This is a genomic window from Microbacterium sp. 2RAF4 (assembly GCF_052115285.1).
Taxonomy (GTDB): domain Bacteria; phylum Actinomycetota; class Actinomycetes; order Actinomycetales; family Microbacteriaceae; genus Microbacterium; species Microbacterium oxydans.
Genome location: NZ_JBFRGI010000005.1, coordinates 28,269 through 52,081 on the forward strand (window position 1 = coordinate 28,269; position 23,813 = coordinate 52,081).

The following is a 23,813-nucleotide window of genomic DNA, read 5'->3' on the forward strand; positions in this document are numbered from 1 at the left end:
CCGGCTCGGGGCGTCGGGGGGCGTCGGATCAGGCGCTCACGCGGGATCAGGTGACTTCTCGGCGCGCTCGCCTTCGGCGCGTTCGCCCGACTCGTCGGGTTCGCTGGTTCCGGCTGGGCGGGGCGGTGCCGAGGTAGAGGTCTCGAGGTCCTCGGCGGCGGCGGTGATGCGCGCGGCCATGCCGGCGAAGATCGCGCCGTGGAAGGGCAGCACGGCGAGCCAGTAGAGGCGTCCGGTGAGACCGCGCGGGAAGAAGATCGCGCGCTGCTCGTAGCGGGCACCCTTCGCATCGGGCACGGCACGCAACTCGAGCCATGCCTCGCCCGGGACCTTCATCTCGGCGCGCAGGCGCAGCAGCGATCCGGCATCCGTCGTCTCCACCGCTTCGACGCGCCAGAAGTCGATGGCGTCACCGACACGGGCGGCGGTGCGGCTGCGGCGTCCGCGACGGAGGCCGACGCCGCCGACGATGCGGTCCATCCATCCGCGCACCGCCCACAGCAGCGGGGAGGAATACCAGCCGTTCTCCCCGCCGATCCCGAGGATCACGCGCCACAGCTCGGCAGGGGAGGCGCTCGTGGTCACGGAACGGGAATCGGTGAAGACCGTGCGGCCGGCCCAGTCCGGGTCGCTCGGGAGCGGATCGCTGGGCGCCCCGGACACCTCGGAGTCCTGCCAGCTGGTCTCGATGGTGTCGCCGCGCACCCGTCCGAGAGCGAGATCGACGGCGCGCCGATAGGGCGTCAGGCCGTCTTCGGGACGGGGGATGAGCTCGTCGACCTCGTGGTCCTTCATGATGCACTCGTTCTGCAACGACGCCACGAGGGGCCGGGCGATCGAGCGAGGCACCGGGGTCACCAGGTTCACCCAGTGCGAGGCGAGTCCGGGGGTCAGCACCGGGAGCGCGGCGATGGCACGCTGCGGGAGGCCCGCCTCGACCGCGTAGCCGTTCATCATCTGGCCGTAGCGCAGCACGTCGGGGCCGCCGATGTCGACGGCGCGGTTCACGTCGGGTGCCACCCGTGCCGCACCGAGCAGGTAGTGCAGCACGTCACGCACGGCGATCGGCTGGATGCGGTTGCGCACCCACTTCGGCGCCGGCATGTACGGCAGCACATCGGTGAGGTGGCGGATCATCTCGAACGACGCCGACCCCGAGCCGATCACGACGCCCGCCTGCAGCACGAGCGTCGGCACTCCTGAGTCCAGGAAGATCTCGCCGACCCGCACACGCGAGCGCAGGTGCGGGGAGAGCTGCGCATCGTCCGGGTGCAGACCGCCGAGGTAGACGATCCGACGCACTCCCGATCGTGCAGCCGCACCCGCCACCGTCTGCGCCGCGCGCTCGTCGCTCTCCTCGAAGCCCTTGCCGGCCGACATCGAGTGGATCAGGTAGTAGACGACGTCGACGTCGTCCATGGCCGCGGCGACGGCATCCGCATCATCCGCCGAGCCCTCGACGATCTCGCAGTCGCCACCCCATGGGAAGGAAGCCGCCCGCGCCGCGTCCCTCGCCAGCACGCGCACGCGGTATCCGGCATTCAGCAGCCGCGGGGTCAGCCGTCCGCCGATGTATCCGGTCGCGCCGAGCACGAGGGCGCGCGGGGCGGATCCGTCGTCGCGGCGAACCGCGCGCAGCGCCTCTTCGCGACCGGTGGGCTGGGTGAGTTCTGGCATGTGATGAGCGTAGGCCGGGATGGAGGCGGGAGGAACGGGGTTGCGGGGTGGGGGCGTGGTCAGTAGGAGACGTCCGCGTGCGCGGAGCACCTCACTGGTCCGTGGTTCGTCAGGCGGAGCCGCGGATCCGTGTCGGCTGCACCCTCTCCCGCACCGTACGATCGTAGACATGGCCTCCATCGAATCGATTCGACGATCTGTGCCCGACCAGGCATCCCGCCGCGCGCGCATCGCCGTCTCCGCTCTCTTCCTGACCAACGGGGCGCTGTTCGCGAACATCCTCCCCAGGTATCCGGAGATCAAGTCCGCGCTCGGGCTGGACAACCTCGGTTACGGCTTCGCGATCGCGGCATTTCCCGCGGGAGCGATCGCCGCCGGGCTGCTGGCCGCCGTGCTGATCCGTCGGTTCGGTTCCGCCCGCATCGCCGTGATCGGCACAGTGCTCACGAGCCTCGGCCTGCTGTCGGCTGCCCTCGCGCCGTCGGGGGTGCTGTTCGCGGTCGCCCTGTTCCTCGGCGGGGCGTCCGACGCCATCACCGACGTCGCCCAGAACGCCCACGGCCTGCGGGTGCAGCGTCGCTACGGGCGTTCGATCATCAACGGCTTCCACGCCATCTGGTCCATCGGTGCGGTGCTGGGTGGGGCGATGGCCGCAGTGGCGATCGCACTGGAGCTGCCGCTGGCCGTGCACCTGGGCATCTCGACGGCCGTGTTCGCCACGGTCGCGCTCGTCGCCCTGCGCTTCTGCCTCCCCGGCCGCGACGACGAGGTCGACGAGGAGGCCACGGCCGAGCCGGCCGACCTCGCCGGAACACTGCGCCGCGGAGTGACGCCGCGCACGGTCATCGCGATCATCGCCCTGACTCTCATCGCCATGGCCGGCGCTATCGCCGAGGACGCGGGCAACTCGTGGGCGACTCTGTATCTCGCCGACTCGCTCGGAGCCGCTGCGGCGATCGCTCCTCTCGGTTTCATCGCCCTGGTCGGTGCGCAGTTCATCGGTCGGATCATCGGCGATCCGCTCACGGACCGCTTCGGCCAGAGGTGGGTCGCGCGGTTCGGCGGTGCCATCGCGGCGGTCGGCATGACGCTGGCGCTCGCGTTCCCGTCGGTGCCGGGCACGATCCTCGGGTTCGCTGCCGTCGGTTTCGGCATCGCCACGCTCATCCCCGCCGCGATGCATGCCGCGGACGAGCTGCCGGGGCTGCGGTCGGGCGTCGGGCTCACCATCGTGTCGTGGCTGCTGCGCCTCGGGTTCCTGCTGTCTCCGCCCTTCGTGGGGTACATCGCCGAGAACGAGAGCTTGCGGGCGGGGCTCCTCGTCGCGCCGGTGGCCGCCCTCGTCGCCGTGGTGCTGGCGGGCTTCCTCGAGAAGCGGCGTCCCCGCGGCTGAGGCCGGCGCAGGGCCTCACGGCTGAAGTGCGGGTGTGCGTCCGTGGGTCCGGCGGGTTCCGGATGGCGGAAGGAAACACGGATGCCGGGCGGTCTTCCGGAGATTCCTCATGCATTCGTGAATTCTTCCGACAGGTGACGCCGGCGTGAGGCGGTGTGGAGTAAGCGGTGTGGAGTGAGGGGTGAACTTACTGCAACTCCAGGGTTGCGCATGGTGTCAAGAAGTGCAACTCTAGAGTTGCAGTCGGCCGACCCGGCCGGCAGGACATGCAGGAAATCCCGAGAGGACCCATCATGGTGAACATGACCCACAACGAGGCATCCGTCGTCGACGAGGAAACGTTCTCGGTACGGCGGAGCATCCAGATCGCGGCATCCGTCGACAAGGTGTGGCGAGCCGTGGCAGAGCCGCAGCACATCTCACGCTGGTTCGGGCGCACGGTGCTCGACGGCAGCGGCGTCGGAGCGACCGGCACGATGACGTTCCCCGACTACGACGTGATCCCCCTCCGCGTCGAGGAGTTCGACGAGCCGCGCCGCATCACCTACCGCTGGAACAACGACGACGCCCTCGGCGCGCTGCCGGACAGCATCGACGAGTCGACCTCGACCGTCTTCACCTTCACGCTCGAGGAAGCGGACGGCGGCACGCGGCTCACGGTCGTCGAGAGCGGGTTCGAGCGCACCTCCGACCCCAAGGCCAACCTCGAGTCGCACCGCACCGGCTGGGATCTGGAGCTCGACAAGATGGTCGCGCTCGTGGAAGGCGAAGCGTGACGACCGAGACACTGCTTCCCGTGTTCGCGGCACTCGCGGACGAGACGCGCTGGAGCATCCTGACGGCCCTCGGCGAGGGGGATGCCTCGGCGTCCGCCCTCGCCGGGCGCCTTCCGGTGTCCCGTCAGGCGATCGCCAAGCACCTCGCCGTACTGCAGGAGGTGGGACTCGTCGAGCCGGTTCGCGTAGGGCGTGAGGTGCGCTTCCGCGTCGTCGGCGCCGAGCTCTCCGCCACGGCTGCGAAGCTCGACGTGATCGGACGCGAGTGGGATCGCCGCCTCGCCGCGATCAAGGAGATCGCGGAAGGGCTGTAGCGCGCGCGATCACTCCGCCGCGTGGGGGCCCTTCTCGTCCCGGATCACGTTCCGGAGCTCCTGGTCGAGGTCGGAGGCCTCTTCGATCGACGCGGTCATGCCGGCGAGGAACCGTGTGACCACCGCACGTTCCTGGTCGGAGAGCTCGTCGACCAGGGTGAGCATGCGGCGATGCATGGCACCGAGGGTGGCCCTGACCTCCTCGTCACTGCTCACGCTCGGAACCACGACTCCGGCGCGGCGGTCCGTCGGATGCGCCTCGCGACGGACGTGTCCGCCCTTCTCGAGGCGGTCGATGAGCGTGGTCGTCGACGCCGTGGAGATGTCGAGCATCCTGGCGATGTCGATCGGACGTACGATGCGGCCCGCACGCTGCTCGCGCAGCAGGAAGCGCAGCGCCATCAGGTCGGTCTCGTTCATGCCCATCGATGCTCGGGTGCGGGCACGCATCGCGGTCTCGGCCGCGCGGTAACGCCGCAGCATGTTCAGGACATCGACGGTGCTGGCGCTCTCGGAGTCGGGGTACCAGTACCCCGAGCGTGCGTACTCCTGGGGCTCGCTCATCAGGCCACCGCCTCTCCGTCTGCCACGGGAGAGGACTCCCGCGTCAGCATCTCGATCGCACCTGTCGCGACCCCGGCGGGGACGACCAGGAGGAAGCCGCCCGTGATCGCGTCGTTCTCGGCCACGATGATCTGTTCGATCCGGTCGCGGGAGACCGTGGGGAACTGTCGTTCCAGGCGCTCGAGGAGGGTGGCGTAGCCGATGTACTTCTCGTCCTCGAGTGCGGATCGCTCGACCATGACGTCCTTTCGTGCGGTACATCCATCCTCTCACCGGCGGGATGGTGTCACGGACGCGGGATTTTGCTAGTCAGACAGATAAAAAGACTTCCAAGCTAAGATGGGATCCGGAATCGATGAGGGGTGTGATGGGGAACAGTCTGGGGGTCATGGCGTCTCGGCTCGACCGCGACGTCGATGAACTGCTGCGCGTGGAGGCGCGGCTCGCGCGGCGCCTCGTGGCGGGGCGTCAGCCCAACGAGACCGATCGCTCGGCCCTTCGCTTCATCGCAGCGGCCCCGATCGATGCGCCCGTGACTCCGAGTGATCTCGCTGTTCACCTGGGGGTCAGCACCGCGGCGATCACCTCCGTGATCCGGCGTCTGTCCGATCGTGCGCAGATCGTGGTGACGGCGCATCCGGACGACAGGCGCTCGAAGGTGATCCGTCCTTCGCTCCGCGACATCAACTCCCCGGCGGACGAGATCTCGCGGCGGGTGGCGCGGGTGGAAGAGGGCTTCACCTCCGACGAGCTCGCCGTGATCTCGAGGTTCCTGCGACGTCTCGCGTCGGAGATCGACGCGATCGAATAGTCGGTTTGGCATTTAGCTAGCTAAACTAGTAATCTATTTCCTGTACAAAATACACAGGAAACGAGGTACTCATGGGCCAGCTCAGTTACGCCGGGGAATCGCAGATCGTGGAGATCGACGATGCGACACTCGCCCATCTTCGCCTCGTCACCGTGACCAAGCTTCGCCGGGGAGAGTCGTTTCCGCTCACCCTGCGTACGTCGCGATCCGGCACGGAGACGCTGTGGATGCACGCGTCGATTCCCGTGCGCTTCGCCGTCGCGGAGGAGATCGAACTCCAGCGCCCACTGCTGGTGAAGATGATGGCCGCAGCGAGTTCTGCGCACGGCCTGGACCTGACGGACATGGAGCTGGCACCGCTCCTCTCGGCGGTTCCGCCGATGCACGCGGTCGCCTGACGGCTCGCCTCTGCCGCCGACGCGCTCCTGGGCAAAGCGGGCGCGACGGACGGAGGTGCGCAGCGACGACATGGGGGGTGTCTGCGTCGCTGCTGATGGCATCCGACCACCGGGAATCGGGTCCCGGGGTCGGATGCCATTCGATCACAGGGCGGTGTAGCCGCCGTCGACCAGGTGGTAGCTGCCGGTGATGAAGCTCGCGGCGTCGCTGGCGAGGAACGCGATCAGGTTGGCGACCTCGTCGGCCTGACCGAGGCGTCCGATCGGGTGCTTCGACACGAGGAAGTCCTTCGCCTCGGGTCCCATGTTCGCGAGCAGTGGGGTGTCGATGAAGCCGGGGCCCACGGAGTTCACGCGCACGCCCTGTGCCGAGTACTCGAGCGCTGCCGACTTGGTCATGCCGACCACGCCGTGCTTGGCGGTGACGTAGGCGGGGGAGTTGGCGAAGCCGACGCTGCCGAGGATCGATGCGATGTTCACGACGGAGCCGCCGCCGTTCGCGAGGATCGAGGGGATCTGCGCCTTCATGTTGCGGAAGACCGCGTTGAGGTTGATCGCGATGACCTTGTCCCAGGCCTCGTCCTCGTACTCGGCCGTCGGAGCGGATGCGCCGCCGATGCCGGCATTGTTGACGCCGATGCGCAGCGGGGCGAGAGAGTTCGCCAGTTCGATGGAAGAGGCGATCCACGCGGAGTCGGTCGCGTCGCCGACCGAGGCCTCGGCCGTGCCGCCGGCTGCGCGGATCTCCTCGACGACCGCGTTCGCGTGGTCCGCGTTCAGGTCGTTGACCACGACGGATGCGCCGTTCTTCGCCAGCAGGAGGGCGGTCGAGCGACCGATTCCGCTGCCTGCTCCCGTCACGATCGCCGAGCGGTTCGAGACGTCGTACTGAGCCACGAGGGGACTCCACTTCCGGGCGGGCACGGTGCCGGGAGATCTTCTCGGACGGTCCGTCCTTCACTCCAGCCTACGCCTGAAAGGCGGGGGTGGATTCACGTGAATGGAAACAGCGCATCGGCGTCACGTGCGTTGGCTCGGGTGTCGGATCGAGGCGCGGACGATGACGGGCATGGGGATCAGCATCGCTCCCAGAGGGCGATCGCCGAGGAGCATCTCGACCGCGTTGCGCCCGATCACGTCGTAGGGCAGGCGCGCGGTCGTGAGTCCCGGCCGTTGGAAGCTCGCCAGCTCCTCGTCGTCGAACGACGCGACGGAGATGTCGTGCGGCACCGTGAGTCCGCGCTCTGCGATCGCCTGGTACGCCCCGAACGCCACCCCGTCGTTTCCGGCCAGGATCGCTGTGAGATCGGGGTGGGCATCCAGTATCCGCATCGTCTGCGTATAGCCGACGTCGGGATTCCAATCGGAGACGTCGACGACGACCGGCTCCACTCCTGCCTCGGCGAAGGCGGCGTGGATGCCGTCGAATCGGGGACCGATGGTGACCGAGTGGCGCGGTGACGATACGGCCAGGGGGTTGTTGCCGATGACGCCGATCCGTCGGTGTCCGGCATCGGTGAGCAGCTTCGCCATCGCGTGCCCCGCGGTGCGTTCGTCGGGGAGGACCGAGGCGTGTCCCGTCGTCGACGTGCCGTTCACGATCACGACCGGCACGTCGTGCGGTGTCTGCGGCACGTCGATCATGCGGGCGCCGAGCAAGCCGATGAGGATGCCGTCGACGCGCCGATCGATCATCGCCTGGATCTCATCCGCGATCTTCGCGTCATCGCCCTCGGTCTCGGCGATCAGAACGGTGTAGTCGTGCTCCTTGGCGGCGGAGAGGAGGCCGCGGATCATCTCGGATGCGTAGCGCGTCACCGTGATCTGATCGGAGATGAAGCCGAGCGTCTTCGTCTTGCCGAGTCGCAGACTCTGAGCTGCGGGATTGGGTCGGTATCCGAGCTCCTCAGCGGCGGCGCGGACCCTGCGCACGGCATCGGCGGAGAGGCGCGAGCCCGGCCGGTCGTTCAGGATCATGCTGACGGCGGTCTTCGACATGCCCGAGAGCGCGGCGACGTCGGCGAGCGTCGGCCTGCGATCGACGTTCTTCGGCACCTGCGTCCTCCTGTCGTGACAGCTCCAGCTTAGGCAGTGCGGGTGCTCCCGCGGAACCAGGCGCGTTGAATTGATTTAGCAAATCGCTTGCAGCCCCCGATCCGCGATGCTAGCCTCGGCGTGCTGAATCAATTCAGCACCTCCCTGCGGCTACTGCTTACCGTCCGCGGCGGAGTCACGAAAACAGGAGAGAACATCGTGGTTGATCTCACTCGTAGGGCGCTGTTCGGCGCGATCGGACTGGGTATCGTCGGCACCGTGGTCTCGTGGCCGCGGCTCACCGGGTCCGACATCCCCGGTCGCAGCACCGACACTCTGACGGTCGCCCTCTTCGGCACGGCGCAGGACGCGGTGGCGCGCCAGTCGTTGATCGACGGATTCCAGCGGAAGCATCCCGGCATCGAGGTGCGCATCGTCGCCATCCAGGGGCAGGACTGGAGCGAGTACTTCGCGAAGATCCTCACGATGATCGCTGCGGGTACGCCCCCGGACGTCGTCACGGTCGCGACCGAGGGCTCGCAGCTCTTCGCCTCACGCCTCGCGCATCCGCTCGATGATTTCGTGCGCAGGGACGCGTCCGAGATGCAGGAGTACTTCGATGATGTGAATCCGACTCTCATCGAGGCGTTCATGTATCAGGGCAGCCTGTTCCAGATGCCGGACAACTTCAACGCGGCCAATGTCTTCTACAGCACCCAGGCCATGGAGCGTGCGGGGCTCGCACGTCCCGCAGACAACTGGACGCTGGAGGACTTCCTCACAACGGCACGCTCGATGAAGAAGAGTGCTCCCGAGCAGTTTCTCCCGTACTTCTGGAACAACCGGCTCTGGGGCGGTGTGGTGCCGTGGCTCTACGTCAACAACACGAGCTTCCTGCGCGAAGAGAAGGCAGGCGGAGGTGACTGGTTCTGGAATCGCTTCTACCCCGACCAGTCGTCCCGCAGCGGAGGGTACGTGTGGCAGCAGGCCGACGCACTGAACGAGCGTGCCATCGAGAGCTTCTCCGTGCTGGAGCGCATGGTCTCGGAGGGTCTTGCAGCGAACCCCGCCCAGGGTGGGGGAAACGAACTGGTCTCGCTGTTCTCCACGGGGGCGGTCGGGATGACACCCGCAGGAGGGTTCTGGGTGCGTGGACTCGAAGAGGCCGGCGTCGCGAACGACGCGTATGACGTCACCTACTTCCCGCGGATGTCGGGACAACGGCATCAATTCGGCGCGGGCGGCTACGCGATCATGGAGACCTCTCCGCGCAAGGACGAGGCCTGGGAGTGGCTCAAGTACTGCGTCTCGGTCGAGGGGATGAGGATCGCTCATCCTCGACCCGACTCCTCTCTGCCCCGCCGCTCGCTCAACGCCGAGCTGTATGGCGCCGGGGTGGGACCTGCCCACTGGGAGATCTTCTACGACACTCTCGACAAGTTTCCCGATACCGGCCCGATGCCGGCCCCGCCGCAGCAGGCCGCGGTCGAGTCCGCCCTGCTCAAGAACGTGGTGTCGACCATCACCAACGGTCCTTCGGGCGTCCGCCGGGGCCTGGAGACGATGCAGCGAGATCTCGAGATCGCGCTGGGAGGACGATGATGTCGGACAACACGCGAACCCTCACCGTCCCGCCGGGAGCACGCGGCGAGACCGGCACCACGGGTCGATCCGGGCGAGCGATCGTGTGGGTCTTCCTGGCGCCCACGTTGATCGGCCTCGGGCTCTTCAACCTCGTGCCGATCATCGGATCCTTCGTCCTCGCGTTCTTCCGCTGGGACATCATCTCCGATCCGGTATTCGTCGGAGTCGACAACTTCGTCGATCTCGCGATGAACCCGACGGTGCGCGTGTCGTTCCTGAACACCGTCGGCTTCGTCGTCGTGGCTGTCATCCTGCAACTCGCTGTCGCATTGGTGCTGGCGATTCTCGTGCAATCGAAGATGCCGACGTGGCTGCGCACCTTCTTCCGGTCGTCGCTGTTCTTCCCGCTGATCCTGTCGGCGGCATCCGTCTCGCTGATCATGGCGTACCTGTTCAACCAGGAATTCGGGCTCGTGAACCAGACTCTCAACCTGATCGGCATCGCCGACGTGGGGTGGCTGACGACCGGTCTGGGGGCGAAAGTCGTGGTGCTGCTGGTCTACGTGTGGCAGAACTTCGGGTTCACGTTCCTGCTCTTCATCGGAGGGCTCGCCGCGATCCCCAGCGAGGTCTACGAGGCATCGTCTCTCGACGGCGCGGCCGGGTGGACTCAGTTCCGCATGATCACGCTGCCCCTGGTGAGCCCGACCCTTCTGGTCGCATCGGTCATGGCGATCATCAACGCGCTGCAGATCTTCGATCAGCCGTGGGTCCTCACCCGCGGCGGGCCTGGTGATGAGACCCGGACCGCAGTGATGGTGATCTACGAGTCCGCCTTCCGGGAACTCGACTTCGGTGGCGCCTCCGCCATCGGAATCGTGCTGACGCTTCTCATCATGCTCGTCACGGCCATCCAGTTCCGGCTGAGCCGCCGATTCGTCTTCTACGGGTGAGGCCATCATGACTACGACAATGATCACGAAGCGCTCGTGGGCGCACAGCCTGAGCACGGGTGGCAAGTTCGTCATCCTCGGGGTGGCGGCCTTCCTCACCCTCGGTCCCGTGGTGTGGACGCTCATAACGGCGCTCTCGCCCACTGACAGTGTCACTCAAGAGGTCACGGTCGGCTTCGATGCCTTCGCCGACGTCTTCACCAAGATCCCGCTCTGGCTGTATGCCTGGAACAGCGCGCTCGTGGTGATGCTCGTCGCAGCGGGGCAGATGCTCTCTGCGGCGATGGCGGGTTACGTCTTCGCCAAGTTCGAGTTCCGCAGCAAGAAGATTCTGTTCGCTCTGATCCTCGCGACGATGATGGTCCCGTTGCAGGTCACTATCGTGCCCGTGTTCATGCTGGTCAGGGGTATGGGTCTCGCCGACACGCTCTTGGCACTCATCGTGCCCGCCTTGCCGACCGCGTTCGGCACGTTCCTGATGCGGCAGTACTTCATGGGGATCCCGACGGAGCTGGGGGAGGCCGCTCAGCTCGACGGTGCCGGACCCTGGCGCACGTTCTTCGGCGTGTACCTGCCGTTGGCGACACCGGCCCTCGCGATCGTCGGCATCCTCGCCTTCAACTATCACTGGAACGAGTTCTTCCGACCACTCATCATGACCATCAGCGATCAGAACTTCACCCTGCCACTGGGACTCGTCACGCTGCAGGGCAATCTCGGCACCGGCAGCATCTCGACGGTGCTCGCCGGTGTGATCCTCTCGATGATCCCTGCGCTCCTGGTGTTCTTCTTCGGGCAGAAGCCGCTGCGCGAAGGACTCACAGCGGGCGTCGGCAAGTGACGCACGCGCCCATCAAACAGAAAGTCGACTGCCCGGTGACGCCCACTGACCTTCCCCCGGTCCACACCACGAGCCCGCAGATGCACTTTGCTCCGCGCAACAACTGGATGAACGATCCGAACGGTCTCGTCTTCCACGACGGTCTGTACCACCTGTATTTCCAGTACAACCCGCAGGGCGCCGAACACGCCAACCTCAGCTGGGGTCATGCGACGAGTACCGACCTCATGCGATGGGCCGAGCGCGACCCGGCGATCCTGTGGGACGACACGGCGCAGATCTTCTCCGGCTCCGTCGTGGTCGATCTCGGGAACACCTCTGGGTTCGGCACCGACCATGATCCGGCTCTGGTGGCGCTCTACACGGCAGCTGCGCCCGGACACCAGACGCAGGCTCTCGCCTACAGCACGGACGGCGGGTACGTGTGGACGAAATACGACGGCAATCCGGTGCTCGACCGCGGCACGAGCGACTTCCGCGATCCGAAGGTGTTCCGGTACGACGACGGAGGAGACGGATACTGGGTGATGGTCGCGGTCGAAGCCCAAGACCGCCAAGTGCTTTTCCATCGATCCGACAACCTCACGACGTGGACGTTCCTGTCGTCGTACGGCCCCGCGGGCCCGGTCGGCGGTGTGTGGGAATGCCCTGACATGTTCCCGCTCGCGGTGGACGGCGACGACGAAGATGTGCGCTGGGTGCTGTTGATCAGCCTCAATCCCGGCGGCATCGCGGGCGGTTCGGGGACGCATTACGTCGTGGGCGATTTCGACGGCACGACATTCCGAGCTTCCGTCCCCCATCCCGCTCCGCCGCATGAACTGCTGAGCGACGCCGACCAGTCCCGCGACGAGCTCGAGCGATACGGCTGGATCGACTTCGGACCCGATTGCTATGCCGGTGTGACGTTCGACGGTCTCGCTCGCGACGAGCGGACGCTCATCGCCTGGATGGACAACTGGGACTATGCCGGTCGCATGCCGGACGGGGGCTCCGGTGAACACCGAAGTGCGATGACGCTCCCTCGCCGGCTCTCGCTCACGCGGGACGGGGCGGGGGTGGAACGACTGCGCCAGCGGCCGGCGGTCGATCTCGAGCCCGGCGAGAGCATCGACCTGGTCGGTGCGGCCGGCAGCGTCGCGCTTGCCGGGGAAGTCGCCGGAGCCGCACGGATCGGCTTCACCGCCACGTTGCGCGATGCGCAGAGCGTGGAGCTTCACATCGAGTCGGCATCGGACGATGGCCGGGTCGTGATCCGTCAGGACCGCCGGAGCGGACGCGTCGATCTCGTCCGCTCCGGCGAGAGCATGCCGCCGGGGTTCCGCAGGTCTCCGTCGATGCCTCTCGACCGGCCGCACCAGGTGGGATGGGACCTCTGGATCGACGACCTGAATGAGCGGGTGTCCTCCCTCGAGCTGTTCGCCCAGAACGGCGAGAGAGTGCTCACCGCGTTGATTCCCGTCGCGTCACCGCGCAAGTACACCCTGGTGGTCAGCGGAGGCACACTGCACGACGCGCACGTCGAACTCACGGAGCGGGGATGCTGACCACCCGCTGCCTCGTCGTCGGTGAAGCTCTCGTCGATGTCGTCGACGGCGTGCCCCACCCGGGGGGATCGCCCATGAACGTAGCGATCGGTCTCGCCAGGCTGGGCCTCGATACGAGGCTTCTCACCCGGATCGGCGACGACGAGTACGGTCGGCTGCTGGTCGACCATCTCATCCGCGAGGGCGTCGCCCTCTCGGCGTCGAGTCTCAGGGGTGGCGAGCGCACCTCTCGTGCCACCGCCGTGATCGGTGCCGACGGCGCGGCCAGCTACGACTTCGACATCGAGTGGGCCCTATCCGAGTCGGCTGCGATGGCAGAGGCGGCGGAAGCCGATGTCGTCCACGTCGGGTCGATCGGTGCCTCACTCGAACCCGGGGCGACTGCCGTCCACGCGATGTTGCGCATGGTCTCGAGCCGCTCTCTGCGCACGTACGATCCGAACATCCGACCGGCTCTCATCCGGACGCGAGCCGCAGCCGTGGCACGCGTCGAAGCGATCATGGCCTCATCGCATGTCGTGAAGCTCAGCGACGAGGACGCCGACTGGCTCTACCCCGGGCGCGGCATCGACGAGGTGCTCGCGCATGTGCTGGCTCGGGGAGCCCGAGTGGCCGTTGTCACACGGGGCGGCATCGGGTGCACCCTGGCGATCAGTGGTGGCGGGCAGCCGGTGGTCAAGCAGGCCATCCCGGTGAGCGTGGTCGACACGATCGGTGCCGGTGACGCCTTCATGTCCGGCCTCGTCTACGGTCTCGTCTCCGGGGGCCTCGTTTCGGCGCTCACTGCCGAGGTCTTCGCTCCCGCCGCCGATCTCCTGTCAGCGCTCGACCGAGTCGTCGATACGGCGCTCGCCAGTGCGGCTGTCGCGGTGTCCCGCGCCGGCGCCGCCCCGCCGCGCCTGGAGGAACTGGCGCAGAGGTCGGCGTCCTGACACCGAACGTCACTGGAGTGGGCGACCCCGGCCGTCACTGAGCGCGAGTCGTCGTGACACCTTCTCTCTCCCCCGGGATGATCAGTGCGCGAAGTGCTGCACCTGGGTGGCGTCAGTCGTCGGACGCCTTCCGGAAGAGGTAGCGGGATTCGGGTTCGTTCGTCGTCATCTCGGCGGCGGCGAGGAAGTCCCCTTTCGCCTTCGGATCACCCTCCGCTTCACGCAGGTGGGCGCGGATCGCATGGGCCCGATGCCGGGTCAAGGGGTGCTGGAGGAGTCCATGCTCGCGATCCAGTTCCTCGAGCAGGGCGCTGGCGCGCGCGTGCCCGAAGGCATGGGCTACGGCGACGACCCGTGCAAGCATGACCAGGCCGCTCGGTTCGACCTGCTCGAGCGCCAGATACAGAGCGGCGATCTGTGCCCAGTCGGTCTGCTCGGCGACCGCTGCGGACGCATGCACGGCGGCTATCGCGGCTTGCAGTCGGTATGTCCCCACGTTCCCCCGGGACCATGCGGCACGGATGAGATCCGATCCCTCTCGGATGGACTCCTGATCCCACCGAGTGCGGTCCTGATCCGGAAGAGGGATGAGCTCGCCATCCGCGCCGGCGCGCGTGGCCCGACGCGAATCGACCAGCAGCATGAGGGCGAGGAGGCCCGTCGATTCCGGGTCATCCGGGACGAGTGCGTGCAGCAGCCGCGTGAGTCGGATAGCCTCGCCGGTCAGGTCGGTTCGGGTGAGATCGGTGCCGGTGGTCACCGTGTATCCCTCGTTGAAGATCAGATACAGCACCCGCATGACCGCGGAGAGGCGGCCGGGGAAGTCCTCATCGGGCCCCAACTCGAATCGGGCACCGCTCTTGCGGATCTGCTGCTTCGCACGGCTGATCCGCACCGCCATCGTCTGCTCGGTCACCCCGTAGGCATGTGCGATCTCGGCGGTGGTCAACCCGCCCACGGCTCGCAGAGTCAACGCGACACGGGAGGCGGACGACAGGGCGGGGTGACAACACAGCAGTAGGAGATTCAGGCTGTCGTCGTGGTCCGCCAGGGCCAGGTGCGACGAGGGCTGGTTCGGTTCGGAGGCCACGTACTGCTCTTCTCGGCGGCGGTCAGCAGAATCGGCGCGCAGCGCATCGACCATGCGACGGTAGGCGACGCGGATCAGCCAGGATCGGGGCTGATCGGGGATCGCGTCCGGGCGCCACTGCCGGCTTGCGGCGAGCAGCGCATCCTGAGTGGCTTCCTCGGCGATGTCGAAGTGACCGAAGCGACGCACCAGGGCCCCGAGGACCTGCGGTGCCTCCGTGCGCAGCAGGTCCTCGATGGCGTCAGGCCGGGCAGTCACGCGAAGTCGTCACCCATGATGGGACGGATCTCCATCGGTTCGCCGAGCATGTCGACCATCCGTGCGACGATGTCCTGCGCACGCTCCACGCCCGACACCTCGATGACGGCGAACGACGCGAGGACCTCCTTGAGCTCCGCGAAAGGACCGTCGGTCATGACTATCCCTCCGTCGACCTTGCGGACGGTCGTTGACATGGCGGGGTGCCCGAGCCCCTCGGTGCTGACGAACTCCCCGCTGGCACGCAGCTCGGCTTCGAACTGCTGATACGCGGCGAAGGCGGCAAGCGCGTCCTCGGTGGGGGCATCCGCGGTGGCGGCGTCCCAGCTGCTGCTCGGCGTGTAGCCGAGAATGAGGAACTTCACGATCTCATCTCCTCGAGTCGGTGGCAGTCCAGGCTAGCGAGGGGCACGCGACGACCGCAGCAGGGAGACGGCGGTCGCGGTGCACCAACCGAAGGCGAAGAGTCCTGTGACCGCCACCTGGATACTCGCGGTCTCGGGAACGACGGGAGCAAGCAGGGCGATCGCCACGATCCCGCTCCCGATCGCTGCGGCCGCACGCCGTTCGCGGATGGCGCGGATGAGCGCGACGATGGCCGCCACCGCCAGGGCGGTGAAGGCGACGATCGCCGCCGCCGTGTGGACGACAGCACTCGCCGTGGGCTCGGCCGCGGGGCCGTCGGCGACCCCGAGGGGGAAGCCGTTCGCGGGGTCTTGCCGAAAGAGGCCGGCGGCGATGAAGCCCGCCCCACTGATCGCGATGAGGATCGGGATGGCGGCGCGCCCGAGCCCGTCGGTCACGATCCGCCGGTGACCGATCGCAAGGCAGATCAAGCCCAGTCCCGCCAGAACGAAAGTGAGGACCTGGATCCAGCCGAGGTCTCCGGTGGAGAGCTGGCTGATCGGGTGGATGCGGATGTCGAAGCCGGGACGCGTCAGCATCTGAGCGAGTGCGGACGCGTAGAACAGCGGTCCCGCGAGGGCTCCTGCGAGGAGGAAGGGGCGGGTCGAACGGGGGAGGGGGTGGACCTCCCTGTATGCGCGGTGGGTTGTCGAGTTCGTGATCACTGGGCGTGCTCCTCTTCTGGGTCTTCTGCGGCGAGTGCTTCTGCACTGATACCTCGGAGCCGCGCGGCGAACTTTGACATCACACTTTCGCGCCGTTCACTGGGGGCGCCCGAGGCGAAATCCGGTGAGGTCACGCGCGGATGTCAATGTGCAGGATTCGGTTCCGAGGTATCTGAGAACGCGGCCCGCCGGGCGGCAGGAGAAAGGACATCTCATGAACGAGAACCCGCTGGAGAACATCACCGCCGAGCAGATCGACGCCTACGGGCTCGGAGAGCAGCCCACGCCCGGCAGCGCCGTCGCGGCGCTCGACAGGCTCGTCGGCGAGTGGAAGGTCACGGGTGGCGCCGAGGGCGTCATCCGCTACGAGTGGATGGGCGGACGATTCTTCCTGCTTCAGCACGTCGAGCTCGAACAGTTCGGCCAGGCGATCACCGGTCTCGAGGTCATCGGTCAACTGCGCCCGTTCGGCGAGCCCGTCGGCGCCGATGTCGTCTCCCGGTTCTACGACTCGCTGGGCAACACGCTCGACTACGTCTACGAGCTCGAGGGAGACACGCTGACCATCTGGGCGGGATCGAAGGGGAGCCCTGCGTACTTCTCCGGCACATTCAGTGACGACGATCGTGTGCTCGACGGCGCCTGGGTGTACCCCGGCGACGGTGGCTATCCGTCCACGATGACCCGCCGTTGAGCCGTCCCATTTCGAAGAGAGCGGAATCACCATGCCGAAGAAGTCCTCCCCCGATCGCTCGCTCCACCAGGTCGTATCTGCGGATGGCACGGAGATCTCGTATGAACGGCACGGGGAGGGCCCGGTCGTCATTCTGGTCGCGCAGGCCCTCTCCGACCTCCGGGACAATCGTCGCCTCGCCGGGCTGCTCGCCGACGGTCGCACGGTCGTGAACCACGACCGTCGTGGCCGTGGCGGCAGCGGTGACGCCGGAGCATGGAGCGTGGCTCGCGAGATCGAAGACATCGAGGCGCTCATCGACGCCCACGGTGGCAGGGCGTCACTTGTGGGTACCTCATCCGGCGCGGTCCTCGCGTTGGATGCTGCCGCCGCTCTGCCTGACAAGGTCGAGGCTGTCGTCGCCTTCGAGCCGCCGGTGATCGTGGACGATCGCCGCGCACCCGTCCCCCGCGACCTCCCCGACCGTCTCGGGAAGCTGGTCGATGAGGGGAGGGGCTCGGATGCCGTTCGCGAGTTCACCCGCGTCGCCCTGGGCGCATCCCCGCTCATGATCGGTGCGATGCGCCTCATGATCGGCCCCTGGCGGAGCATGGTCGCGATGGCCAGGACGACGGTCTACGACACGCGTCTCTGCGCGGGGCTGCAGGACGGAAGACCTCTGACCGGTGAACGGTGGAGCCAGCTCCGGGCACCCTCTCTCGTGCTCGTCGGGATCAGGAGCGAACCGTTCGTGCTCAGCGGCACCCGGGAGCTGTCGTCGCTGATCGGAGCCCGCTACGAGTCGATCGAAGGGGTGCATCACGCGACGCCGATGATGAAGCCGGCCGCCCTGATCCCGTCCATGGTGTCGTTCCTCGGCGAGGTCCGCTCTTGATCAGCCCCGGAGACGCTGACAGGGTCTTCCGAGCCCTGGGCGATGCCACACGTCGCGACATCCTCGCACGCACGGTTCTCGAGGAGCAGTCGGTGACGGAGCTCGCGCGCCGCTACGACATGAGTCATACGGCGGTGCAGAAGCATGTCGCCGTGCTCGAACGTGCGGGACTCATCGTCAGGCACGCGCGTGGGCGGGAGCGCGTCGTGCGCGCAGACCGGGAGAGGATCCGGAGGGTGTCTCGGGTTCTTCGTAGTTCGGGCGGCCCTCTTGACACCCCCGCTTCGCAGGCATAACGTACAACCAAATGGTTGCACAAAGAGAACTGAGCGAAGCGGAGGTCGACCGTGTCTTCCACGCACTGGCGACGTCGACCCGGCGCGACATCCTGCGCCGGACGATCGAGCGGGAGCAGTCGGTCTCGACCCTCGCCTCCGAATACGAGATGTCGTTCGCCGCGGTGCAGAAGCACGTCGCCGTGCTCGAGGCCGCGAACCTCATCGTCAAGCGCGCCGAGGGACGCGAGCGGCTCGTCCGCGCGAACCCCGAGATGATCGCCCGCGCCAGGGCGCTCCTCGCCCGATACGAAGAGCTGTGGCGGTCGCGCATCGCCCGACTCGACGATCTGCTGGCCGAGACCCCTCGGTCCGGCTCCTCCGACAACAGCGATACCGAGAAGAACGCACAAGGAGACTGAACATGCCTGTCACCGACGTCATCACCGATGCCGACAACCTGACCATGACCGTGGTCGCCGACTTCGCCGCCCCCATCGAGCGGGTGTGGAGCGCCTACTCCGACCCGCGGCAGCTCGAGCGCTTCTGGGGTCCTCCCGGATGGCCGGCCACCTTCACCGCGTGGGACCACACCGTCGGCGGCCGTGCGCAGTACTCGATGAACGGTCCACGCGGGGAGAAGTCCTCCGGGTCGTGGGAGTTCATCTCGATCGATGCGCCGAACGCGTTCGAGGTCATCGACTCGTTCGTCGACGAGAACGGCACGCCACTCGACGGCTTCCCCGCGCAGCGGATGGCCTTCGCCTTCGAGTCCACCGCCGACGGCACCCGCATGACCACAACGAGCCACTTCGACTCGGTCGACGCCCTCGAACAGGTCGTCGAGATGGGTCAGGTCGAGGGGATCAAGATGGCCATGGCGCAGCTCGACGCCGTGCTGCAGGACCTCCGCGACTACGCGCAGGGCAAGGGCACGCGACTGGAACTGCTCGACGACACTCACGTGCGCATCACCCGCCTGGTCGATGGGCCGCGCGAGCTGGTGTGGCGCGCGCACTTCGAGCCCGAGCTCATCCGCAAGTGGATGCTCGGACCCGACGGGTGGGAGATGACGGAGTGCGTCGCGGCCACCGAGGTCGGCCAGTCGTACCGGAACGCCTGGGCGCCGGTCGGCGACACCGAGGGGCAGCCGTTCGGATTCGAGGGGGAGGCACTTCTGATCGATGCTCCGCGCCGCGCGGTGACCACCGAGCGGATGCAGGGCATGCCCACCGAGACCCTCAACGATCTGAACCTGTATGAGGAGGACGGCGCGACGCTGGTGACACTGCTCATCGAGTATCCCGACAAGGAGACGCGCGACATGATCCTCGCCACCGGCATGGTGGACGGCATGGAGTCGTCGTTCGCCCGTCTGGAGCGGGAGCTGCTCGCCGTCTGAGTGTGAATAACTCCTCAGAACCGGTCGGACCCGCGCGGTCCGGCCGGTTCTCCGGCGCTCGGCGCCCTGTTCTTGAGGAGTTGTTCACGCGCCGGCTGCCGCACCCGGCGCGGGGTCGGCAGGCGGAACCCGATGAGGCGGGATAGGGTGGCGTCACGATGAGGATCACGCGCCGCACTCTGCTCCTCGGCGCCGGAGCCGGTGTCGCTTCGGTGCTTCTCGCCTCCTGCACCCCCGAACCCGCTCCCACGCCGACCCCCACCCGCACGCGCGAACCCGAACCGCCACCCGGGGTTCCCGCCGCGGCAGGCAGCGTGCGCAGCACCTGGACCACGGACCCGTACTCGCTCGGCGCCGTCAGCTTCACCCCGGTCGGCGTGCTGTCCGATACCCGCTCCGCCTTGGCGCGGCCCGTCGGCAAGCGGCTGTTCTTCGCGGGCGAGGCGACAGACGTGGACGCTCCCGGCACGGTGCGCGGAGCCATCGCCTCGGGCACTCGCGCCGCCGAAGAAGTCATGGTCCCTGCAACTTCGGGCGAACGCATCGCCGTGGTGGGCGCAGGCCTCGCCGGCGCGACGGTCGCCGCGCTCCTCGCCGAGGGCGGCATGGAGGTCACGGTCTTCGAGGCACGAGACCGTGTCGGCGGACGAGTCCATTCGCGCCTCGACGACTCCTGGCCCGTACCGGCGCAGCTCGGGGCCTGGCTCTTCAGTGCGGACGACAGCGAGGTGCTCGATCGCCTGAGCAGCGGGGAGGTCGGGATGGTCGATCTCGCCGGCGAGCTCTGGCGCGGACCGGACGGCGACATCGATCCGGTCGACCCGCAGCCTTTCGACGCCGCGATCACGACGGCCCAGGCTGCGCCCGAGGACACCTCCGTGGCCGACGCGCTGACCGCCGCGGGCATCGACCCCGCAGATCCCGCGACCGCCGCATTGCTCGCGATCCTCGCCGCCCGCACCGGAGCCGGCGCCGACGAACTCTCGAGCTGGTTCGCACCGCCGCTGCCCGCAGGAGACCCGAAGGCGGCGACGGGCGACCTCACGCCGTTCATCGAGAAGACGCTCGACGGCGTCACCGTCGGCCTCAACTCGCCCGTCGCGAGACTGGCGTACGACGACTCGGGGGTGAGCGTGCGTCTCGGCACCGGGGAGGCGCTGTCCTTCGATCGCGTCGTCGTCACCGTGCCGCTCGGGGTGCTGCAGGACCGGAGCATCGAGTTCGACCCGCCGCTGCCCTTCTCCAACCGCGGCGCGGTCTCGGCTCTCGGCATGGGCGCGATCGAGACGGTGTGGCTGCGCTGGGACGAGGCGTTCTGGGACAGCGAGGAGGCGATCTGGCACGCTGTCGGTGCCGACGTGGCGATCCCGACCTGGATCAACCTGCGACCGGCGACCGGGGAGAACGTGCTCGTGGGGATCGTGGGCGGGGCGGCTGCCGCCGACTTCGCGCAGCTCGACGAGGACGAGGCCATCGAAGCCGCCCTCGCATCGCTCGCCCTCTACGTCTGACCGACGCGCTCGTCTATCGAGGCCTGCACGACCGTCGTCGTCTCCGCACTCTGCTCGCTCTCTTTGCGCAGCGTTCGCGGCAGCGGCATGCGGCTGATGAGCACGAGCACCGAGGCGACCAGAGCGAACGTGGCGAGGGCGATCGCGGACGACACGAGGAACTCCAGCGGTCCGCTCACCTGTCGCGGGTCGAGGAAGTAATAGGGGTACCAGCCGATCAGCGGCCCGCGGATCATCGTGAACACGCCCCAGAGCACGGGGTAGGCGAGCGTCACCGGCACCACCCGCCACGGCACGGAACGGTGCCCGGGGGCGAGCGCCCATGCCGCCACCGTCACTGCGGGCAGCCAGAAGTGGAGCACCTGATCCGACCACGGGACGTCGATGCGGATACCGCGGACTCCGGCCTGCCAGACGAGGATCGCGAACACGAGTCCGGCCGTGATCGTCCATGTCAGCACGAGAGCCAGTGCGACCGTGAGCCAGCGCGGATCGCGTGCCGTGCGCAGGGCGATCACACCCGCGATGCTCAACAGCACCACGAACGCGATGTTCGACTGGTTGGTCAGATAGGCGAAGAAGTTCTGGCTGGCGATGGTGTTCGACGCCAGGCCCCAGGCGAGTCGATGGATGAGCGCCACGAGGCAGACGGCGGCGGCGCCGAGGCGGAGCAGGCCGAAGACGGTGCGGGCCTTCACCGCTGCGTCACCACCCATTCCGTCATCCGCCGAGTCTACGGACCGCACCTCGGAGGACCCGCCGTGCCGCAGCGGGCGCCCCTCACGCGCGACGGTCGCTCAGCGCCGCGGCTCGCGGGTCGACCACAGTGCCAGAGCGACGAGCACGGGCTGGAAGAACAGTCTGACGAAGCGCTTCATGTCGGTGTCGAGGCCGAATCCGTCGCGGTGGTGCATCCACTGCGCCACGTTGCCGGGGAACACGGCGACGAAGAACAGGGCGGCGATCGTGCCGACCGTGCGCCGACGACGGCGTGCCAGCAGCAGAGCGGAACCGAGCGCGACCTCGGCCACGCCGGAGGCCAGCACCGTGGTGTCCGGGTCGAGCGGCAGTGACTCGGGCACCTGCGCCTGGAACTCCTCGCGGGCCACCGTGAGGTGGGAGACGCCGGCGAAGACGAGCGAGGCGCCGAGGAAGATGCGGCCGATGGTGCGGGCAGGAGTCGACATGGTGCGAGTGTACGCCTCGGCCACTGCGTTCAGATCAGTCGGCGGAGTGCCTCTTCGAGCGAGACGCCCTGAGCCTCTGCACGGTCTCGCAGCCTCGCGTGCTCGTCGGACGAGAGCGGGATGCGCAGCTCGATCGGGTCGTCCTCCGGCGCATCCAGCCCGTCGAGGAGATCGGAGGTCTCGGCCCACAGGGTCTCTGCGGCGGGGGCCGGTGCTGTGGAGGCCGGGGCGGAGGGAGCAGGGGTGGAGGGAGCAGGGGTGGAGGGAGCAGGGTTGGAGGCCGGGGTGGAGGGAGCCGAGGCTGCGACCGCAGCTGAGGCAGCGACCGCAGCTCCGGCATCCGTCGCCATCGTGAAGCCCGGTCCTCGCCGCGGTTCCTGCTTCGCCTGGTAGGCCTTCGCTGCGGCGTTCGCCCGCTCGTCGGCCGCCTCGTTCAGGGGGTGCCCTGCGTGGCCCTTGACCCAGGAGAACTCGACGTCACGGCCGCGGATGGCTTCGTCGATGCCCTCCAGCAGGTCGCGGTTCAGCACCGGGCCGCCGTCGGACTTGCGCCAGCCCTTGCGCTTCCACCCCGGCATCCACTTGGTCACGGAGTCGATCACGTACCGGCTGTCGCACTCGATCAGCAGCTTCTCGTCGGTGCCGGCCGTCGCGCGCAGCAGCTCCAGCACGGCGCGCAGCTCGCCCTGGTTGTTGGTGCCGTGCGGCGAACCGCCGGCCGCCCAGTTGGCGTCGTCGATGTACCAGGCCCAGCCGTTGGGGCCGGGGTTGCCCAGGGCGGAGCCGTCTGCGGCGGCGGTGATCGTCATCCTTCAACCGTAACGGTGGGGGACGACGCGGAATTCACCGCCGGACCACCATCGGGGTGCCGGTGACCGGATCGGGCGTCACCACCGCGTCGATGCCGAAGACGTCGCCGACGCGCTCTGCCGTGATGAGCTCGGACGGGGCCCCGGTGGCGACCACGTGGCCCTCCTTCATGAGCACGAGATTGTCCGCATAGCGTGCCGCCTGGTTGAGGTCGTGCAGCACCGCGATGACGGTCTTGCCCTGCGCGTTGAGGTCCCGCAGCAGATCGAGCAGCTCGTACTGGTGCGCGATGTCGAGGAAGGTCGTCGGCTCGTCGAGCAGCATCACCGGGGTCTGCTGGGCGAGCAGGAGCGCGACCCATACGCGCTGACGCTGCCCGCCGGAGAGCTGGTCCACGTAGCGCTCGGCGAGGTCGGTGGTGTTCGTCGCGGCGAGAGCCGCGCGGGTGGCGGTGTCATCGGCGGACGTCCACCGCTGCAGTGCGGAGTGGTGAGGGTACCTGCCGCGCGAGACCAGGTCGGCGACGCGCATCCCCTCGGGAGCGATGGCGTCCTGCGGCAGGAGTCCCATCCTTCGGGCGAGCTCCTTGGAGCCGTACTCGCCGAGCGCGCGACCGTCGAACAGCACGTCGCCGGATTCGGGCTTCAGCACGCGGGCGAGGGTGCGCAGCACGGTGGACTTGCCCGAGGCGTTCGGCCCGAGGATCACGGTGAACGACCCCTCCGGCAGCGCCAGGTCGACGCCGTCGACGACGACCTTGCCGTCGTAGGCGACGACGAGTCCACGGGCTTCGAGTGCCGGGTGCGGCGTGGTCATTG

Annotated in this window: 28 protein-coding genes; 16 read left to right on the forward strand and 12 right to left on the reverse strand. The window is 67.9% G+C overall.

Annotation, left to right across the window (positions count from 1 at the left end; genetic code table 11):
* Positions 1-36 precede the first annotated feature (36 nt).
* Entirely contained in the window at positions 37-1,677 is a 1,641-nt protein-coding gene (locus AB4070_RS17060) for an SDR family oxidoreductase (protein WP_441981148.1), read from the reverse strand.
* A gap of 169 nt (positions 1,678-1,846) precedes the next feature.
* On the opposite strand from AB4070_RS17060, the gene AB4070_RS17065 reads away from it, so the two are divergent.
* From AB4070_RS17065 to AB4070_RS17075, 3 genes are all read left to right on the forward strand, one after another.
* Positions 1,847-3,070, forward strand: a complete 1,224-nt coding sequence (locus tag AB4070_RS17065) for an MFS transporter (RefSeq protein WP_441981149.1) — start codon at positions 1,847-1,849, stop codon at positions 3,068-3,070.
* Between the two features lie 293 nt (positions 3,071-3,363).
* A complete protein-coding gene (locus AB4070_RS17070; protein ID WP_441981150.1) occupies positions 3,364-3,846 on the forward strand; it encodes an SRPBCC domain-containing protein in 483 nt (160 codons plus the stop codon).
* The gene (locus tag AB4070_RS17075; protein ID WP_045262318.1) at positions 3,843-4,160 is read left to right on the forward strand and encodes an ArsR/SmtB family transcription factor; all 318 of its coding nucleotides are present in this window, start codon (positions 3,843-3,845) and stop codon (positions 4,158-4,160) included. The genes AB4070_RS17070 and AB4070_RS17075 overlap by 4 nt, the downstream gene beginning before the upstream one ends.
* 9 nt (positions 4,161-4,169) lie before the next feature.
* Here AB4070_RS17075 and AB4070_RS17080 read toward each other — a convergent pair whose 3' ends face one another.
* Entirely contained in the window at positions 4,170-4,724 is a 555-nt protein-coding gene (locus AB4070_RS17080; RefSeq protein ID WP_045262317.1) for a MarR family winged helix-turn-helix transcriptional regulator, read from the reverse strand.
* Complete coding sequence (locus AB4070_RS17085) at positions 4,724-4,963, reverse strand: hypothetical protein (RefSeq protein WP_441981151.1); 240 nt, start codon at positions 4,961-4,963, stop codon at positions 4,724-4,726. Before AB4070_RS17085 ends, AB4070_RS17080 begins: the two co-directional genes overlap by 1 nt.
* Before the next feature lie 149 nt (positions 4,964-5,112).
* On the opposite strand from AB4070_RS17085, the gene AB4070_RS17090 reads away from it, so the two are divergent.
* Both AB4070_RS17090 and AB4070_RS17095 read left to right on the forward strand, forming a co-directional pair.
* Entirely contained in the window at positions 5,113-5,535 is a 423-nt protein-coding gene (locus AB4070_RS17090; RefSeq protein WP_441981152.1) for a MarR family transcriptional regulator, read from the forward strand.
* A 71-nt stretch (positions 5,536-5,606) separates the two neighbouring features.
* Entirely contained in the window at positions 5,607-5,933 is a 327-nt protein-coding gene (locus AB4070_RS17095) for a DUF7882 family protein (protein ID WP_282847437.1), read from the forward strand.
* A 144-nt stretch (positions 5,934-6,077) separates the two neighbouring features.
* Here AB4070_RS17095 and AB4070_RS17100 read toward each other — a convergent pair whose 3' ends face one another.
* Positions 6,078-6,830 (reverse strand): SDR family NAD(P)-dependent oxidoreductase, encoded by a 753-nt coding sequence (locus AB4070_RS17100; RefSeq protein WP_441981153.1) that lies wholly within the window; start codon positions 6,828-6,830, stop codon positions 6,078-6,080.
* A gap of 123 nt (positions 6,831-6,953) precedes the next feature.
* Positions 6,954-7,988 carry a LacI family DNA-binding transcriptional regulator gene (locus AB4070_RS17105; protein ID WP_441981154.1) on the reverse strand — a complete coding sequence of 345 codons (1,035 nt, stop codon included), beginning with the start codon at positions 7,986-7,988 and terminating at the stop codon, positions 6,954-6,956.
* Between the two features lie 198 nt (positions 7,989-8,186).
* On the opposite strand from AB4070_RS17105, the gene AB4070_RS17110 reads away from it, so the two are divergent.
* From AB4070_RS17110 to AB4070_RS17130, 5 genes are read left to right on the forward strand one after another with little or no spacing between them, the layout of a single operon-like run.
* The gene (locus tag AB4070_RS17110; protein WP_441981155.1) at positions 8,187-9,569 is read left to right on the forward strand and encodes an extracellular solute-binding protein; all 1,383 of its coding nucleotides are present in this window, start codon (positions 8,187-8,189) and stop codon (positions 9,567-9,569) included.
* Positions 9,569-10,504: a carbohydrate ABC transporter permease gene (locus AB4070_RS17115; RefSeq protein WP_441981393.1), complete on the forward strand. Its 936-nt coding sequence runs from the start codon at positions 9,569-9,571 to the stop codon at positions 10,502-10,504. Before AB4070_RS17110 ends, AB4070_RS17115 begins: the two co-directional genes overlap by 1 nt.
* Positions 10,505-10,511: 7 nt before the next feature.
* The gene (locus AB4070_RS17120) at positions 10,512-11,345 is read left to right on the forward strand and encodes a carbohydrate ABC transporter permease (RefSeq protein ID WP_441981156.1); all 834 of its coding nucleotides are present in this window, start codon (positions 10,512-10,514) and stop codon (positions 11,343-11,345) included.
* A 35-nt stretch (positions 11,346-11,380) separates the two neighbouring features.
* Positions 11,381-12,892 carry a glycoside hydrolase family 32 protein gene (locus AB4070_RS17125; protein WP_441981157.1) on the forward strand — a complete coding sequence of 504 codons (1,512 nt, stop codon included), beginning with the start codon at positions 11,381-11,383 and terminating at the stop codon, positions 12,890-12,892.
* Complete coding sequence (locus tag AB4070_RS17130; protein ID WP_441981158.1) at positions 12,886-13,824, forward strand: PfkB family carbohydrate kinase; 939 nt, start codon at positions 12,886-12,888, stop codon at positions 13,822-13,824. Before AB4070_RS17125 ends, AB4070_RS17130 begins: the two co-directional genes overlap by 7 nt.
* Before the next feature lie 112 nt (positions 13,825-13,936).
* Here the strand turns inward: AB4070_RS17130 and AB4070_RS17135 are convergent, their stop codons facing one another.
* The 3 genes from AB4070_RS17135 to AB4070_RS17145 are packed head-to-tail and all read right to left on the reverse strand — an operon-like array spanning position 13,937 to position 16,242.
* A complete protein-coding gene (locus AB4070_RS17135) occupies positions 13,937-15,172 on the reverse strand; it encodes an RNA polymerase sigma factor (protein ID WP_441981159.1) in 1,236 nt (411 codons plus the stop codon).
* Positions 15,169-15,537, reverse strand: coding sequence for a YciI family protein (locus AB4070_RS17140; protein ID WP_282847441.1), 369 nt, complete (start codon positions 15,535-15,537; stop codon positions 15,169-15,171). The genes AB4070_RS17135 and AB4070_RS17140 overlap by 4 nt, the downstream gene beginning before the upstream one ends.
* 33 nt (positions 15,538-15,570) lie before the next feature.
* The gene (locus AB4070_RS17145; RefSeq protein ID WP_441981160.1) at positions 15,571-16,242 is read right to left on the reverse strand and encodes a DUF998 domain-containing protein; all 672 of its coding nucleotides are present in this window, start codon (positions 16,240-16,242) and stop codon (positions 15,571-15,573) included.
* A gap of 214 nt (positions 16,243-16,456) precedes the next feature.
* Between AB4070_RS17145 and AB4070_RS17150 the strand changes: the two genes are divergently transcribed.
* The 6 genes from AB4070_RS17150 (at position 16,457) to AB4070_RS17175 (ending at position 20,998) form a co-directional block, all read left to right on the forward strand.
* The gene (locus tag AB4070_RS17150) at positions 16,457-16,936 is read left to right on the forward strand and encodes a hypothetical protein (protein WP_441981161.1); all 480 of its coding nucleotides are present in this window, start codon (positions 16,457-16,459) and stop codon (positions 16,934-16,936) included.
* A gap of 31 nt (positions 16,937-16,967) precedes the next feature.
* Positions 16,968-17,810 carry an alpha/beta fold hydrolase gene (locus AB4070_RS17155; protein ID WP_441981162.1) on the forward strand — a complete coding sequence of 281 codons (843 nt, stop codon included), beginning with the start codon at positions 16,968-16,970 and terminating at the stop codon, positions 17,808-17,810.
* Complete coding sequence (locus AB4070_RS17160) at positions 17,807-18,106, forward strand: ArsR/SmtB family transcription factor (RefSeq protein ID WP_441981163.1); 300 nt, start codon at positions 17,807-17,809, stop codon at positions 18,104-18,106. Before AB4070_RS17155 ends, AB4070_RS17160 begins: the two co-directional genes overlap by 4 nt.
* An 11-nt stretch (positions 18,107-18,117) precedes the next feature.
* Positions 18,118-18,507 (forward strand): ArsR/SmtB family transcription factor, encoded by a 390-nt coding sequence (locus AB4070_RS17165; protein ID WP_282847449.1) that lies wholly within the window; start codon positions 18,118-18,120, stop codon positions 18,505-18,507.
* A 2-nt stretch (positions 18,508-18,509) separates the two neighbouring features.
* Positions 18,510-19,487 (forward strand): SRPBCC family protein, encoded by a 978-nt coding sequence (locus AB4070_RS17170; RefSeq protein WP_441981164.1) that lies wholly within the window; start codon positions 18,510-18,512, stop codon positions 19,485-19,487.
* Positions 19,488-19,645: 158 nt separating this feature from the next.
* On the forward strand, positions 19,646-20,998 hold the full coding sequence (locus AB4070_RS17175) for an FAD-dependent oxidoreductase (protein ID WP_441981165.1): 1,353 nt from the start codon (positions 19,646-19,648) through the stop codon (positions 20,996-20,998).
* On the opposite strand, the gene AB4070_RS17180 is transcribed toward AB4070_RS17175, so the two are convergent.
* The 4 genes from AB4070_RS17180 to AB4070_RS17195 form a co-directional block, all read right to left on the reverse strand.
* Complete coding sequence (locus AB4070_RS17180; protein WP_441981166.1) at positions 20,989-21,714, reverse strand: Pr6Pr family membrane protein; 726 nt, start codon at positions 21,712-21,714, stop codon at positions 20,989-20,991. The two genes, AB4070_RS17175 and AB4070_RS17180, sit on opposite strands and share 10 nt — an antisense overlap.
* A gap of 81 nt (positions 21,715-21,795) precedes the next feature.
* Positions 21,796-22,185, reverse strand: coding sequence for a DoxX family protein (locus tag AB4070_RS17185; protein ID WP_046746984.1), 390 nt, complete (start codon positions 22,183-22,185; stop codon positions 21,796-21,798).
* Between the two features lie 29 nt (positions 22,186-22,214).
* Entirely contained in the window at positions 22,215-22,994 is a 780-nt protein-coding gene (locus AB4070_RS17190) for a ribonuclease H family protein (protein WP_441981167.1), read from the reverse strand.
* 34 nt (positions 22,995-23,028) lie between these two features.
* A complete protein-coding gene (locus tag AB4070_RS17195) occupies positions 23,029-23,811 on the reverse strand; it encodes an ABC transporter ATP-binding protein (RefSeq protein WP_441981168.1) in 783 nt (260 codons plus the stop codon).
* Between the last annotated feature and the right edge of the window lie 2 nt (positions 23,812-23,813).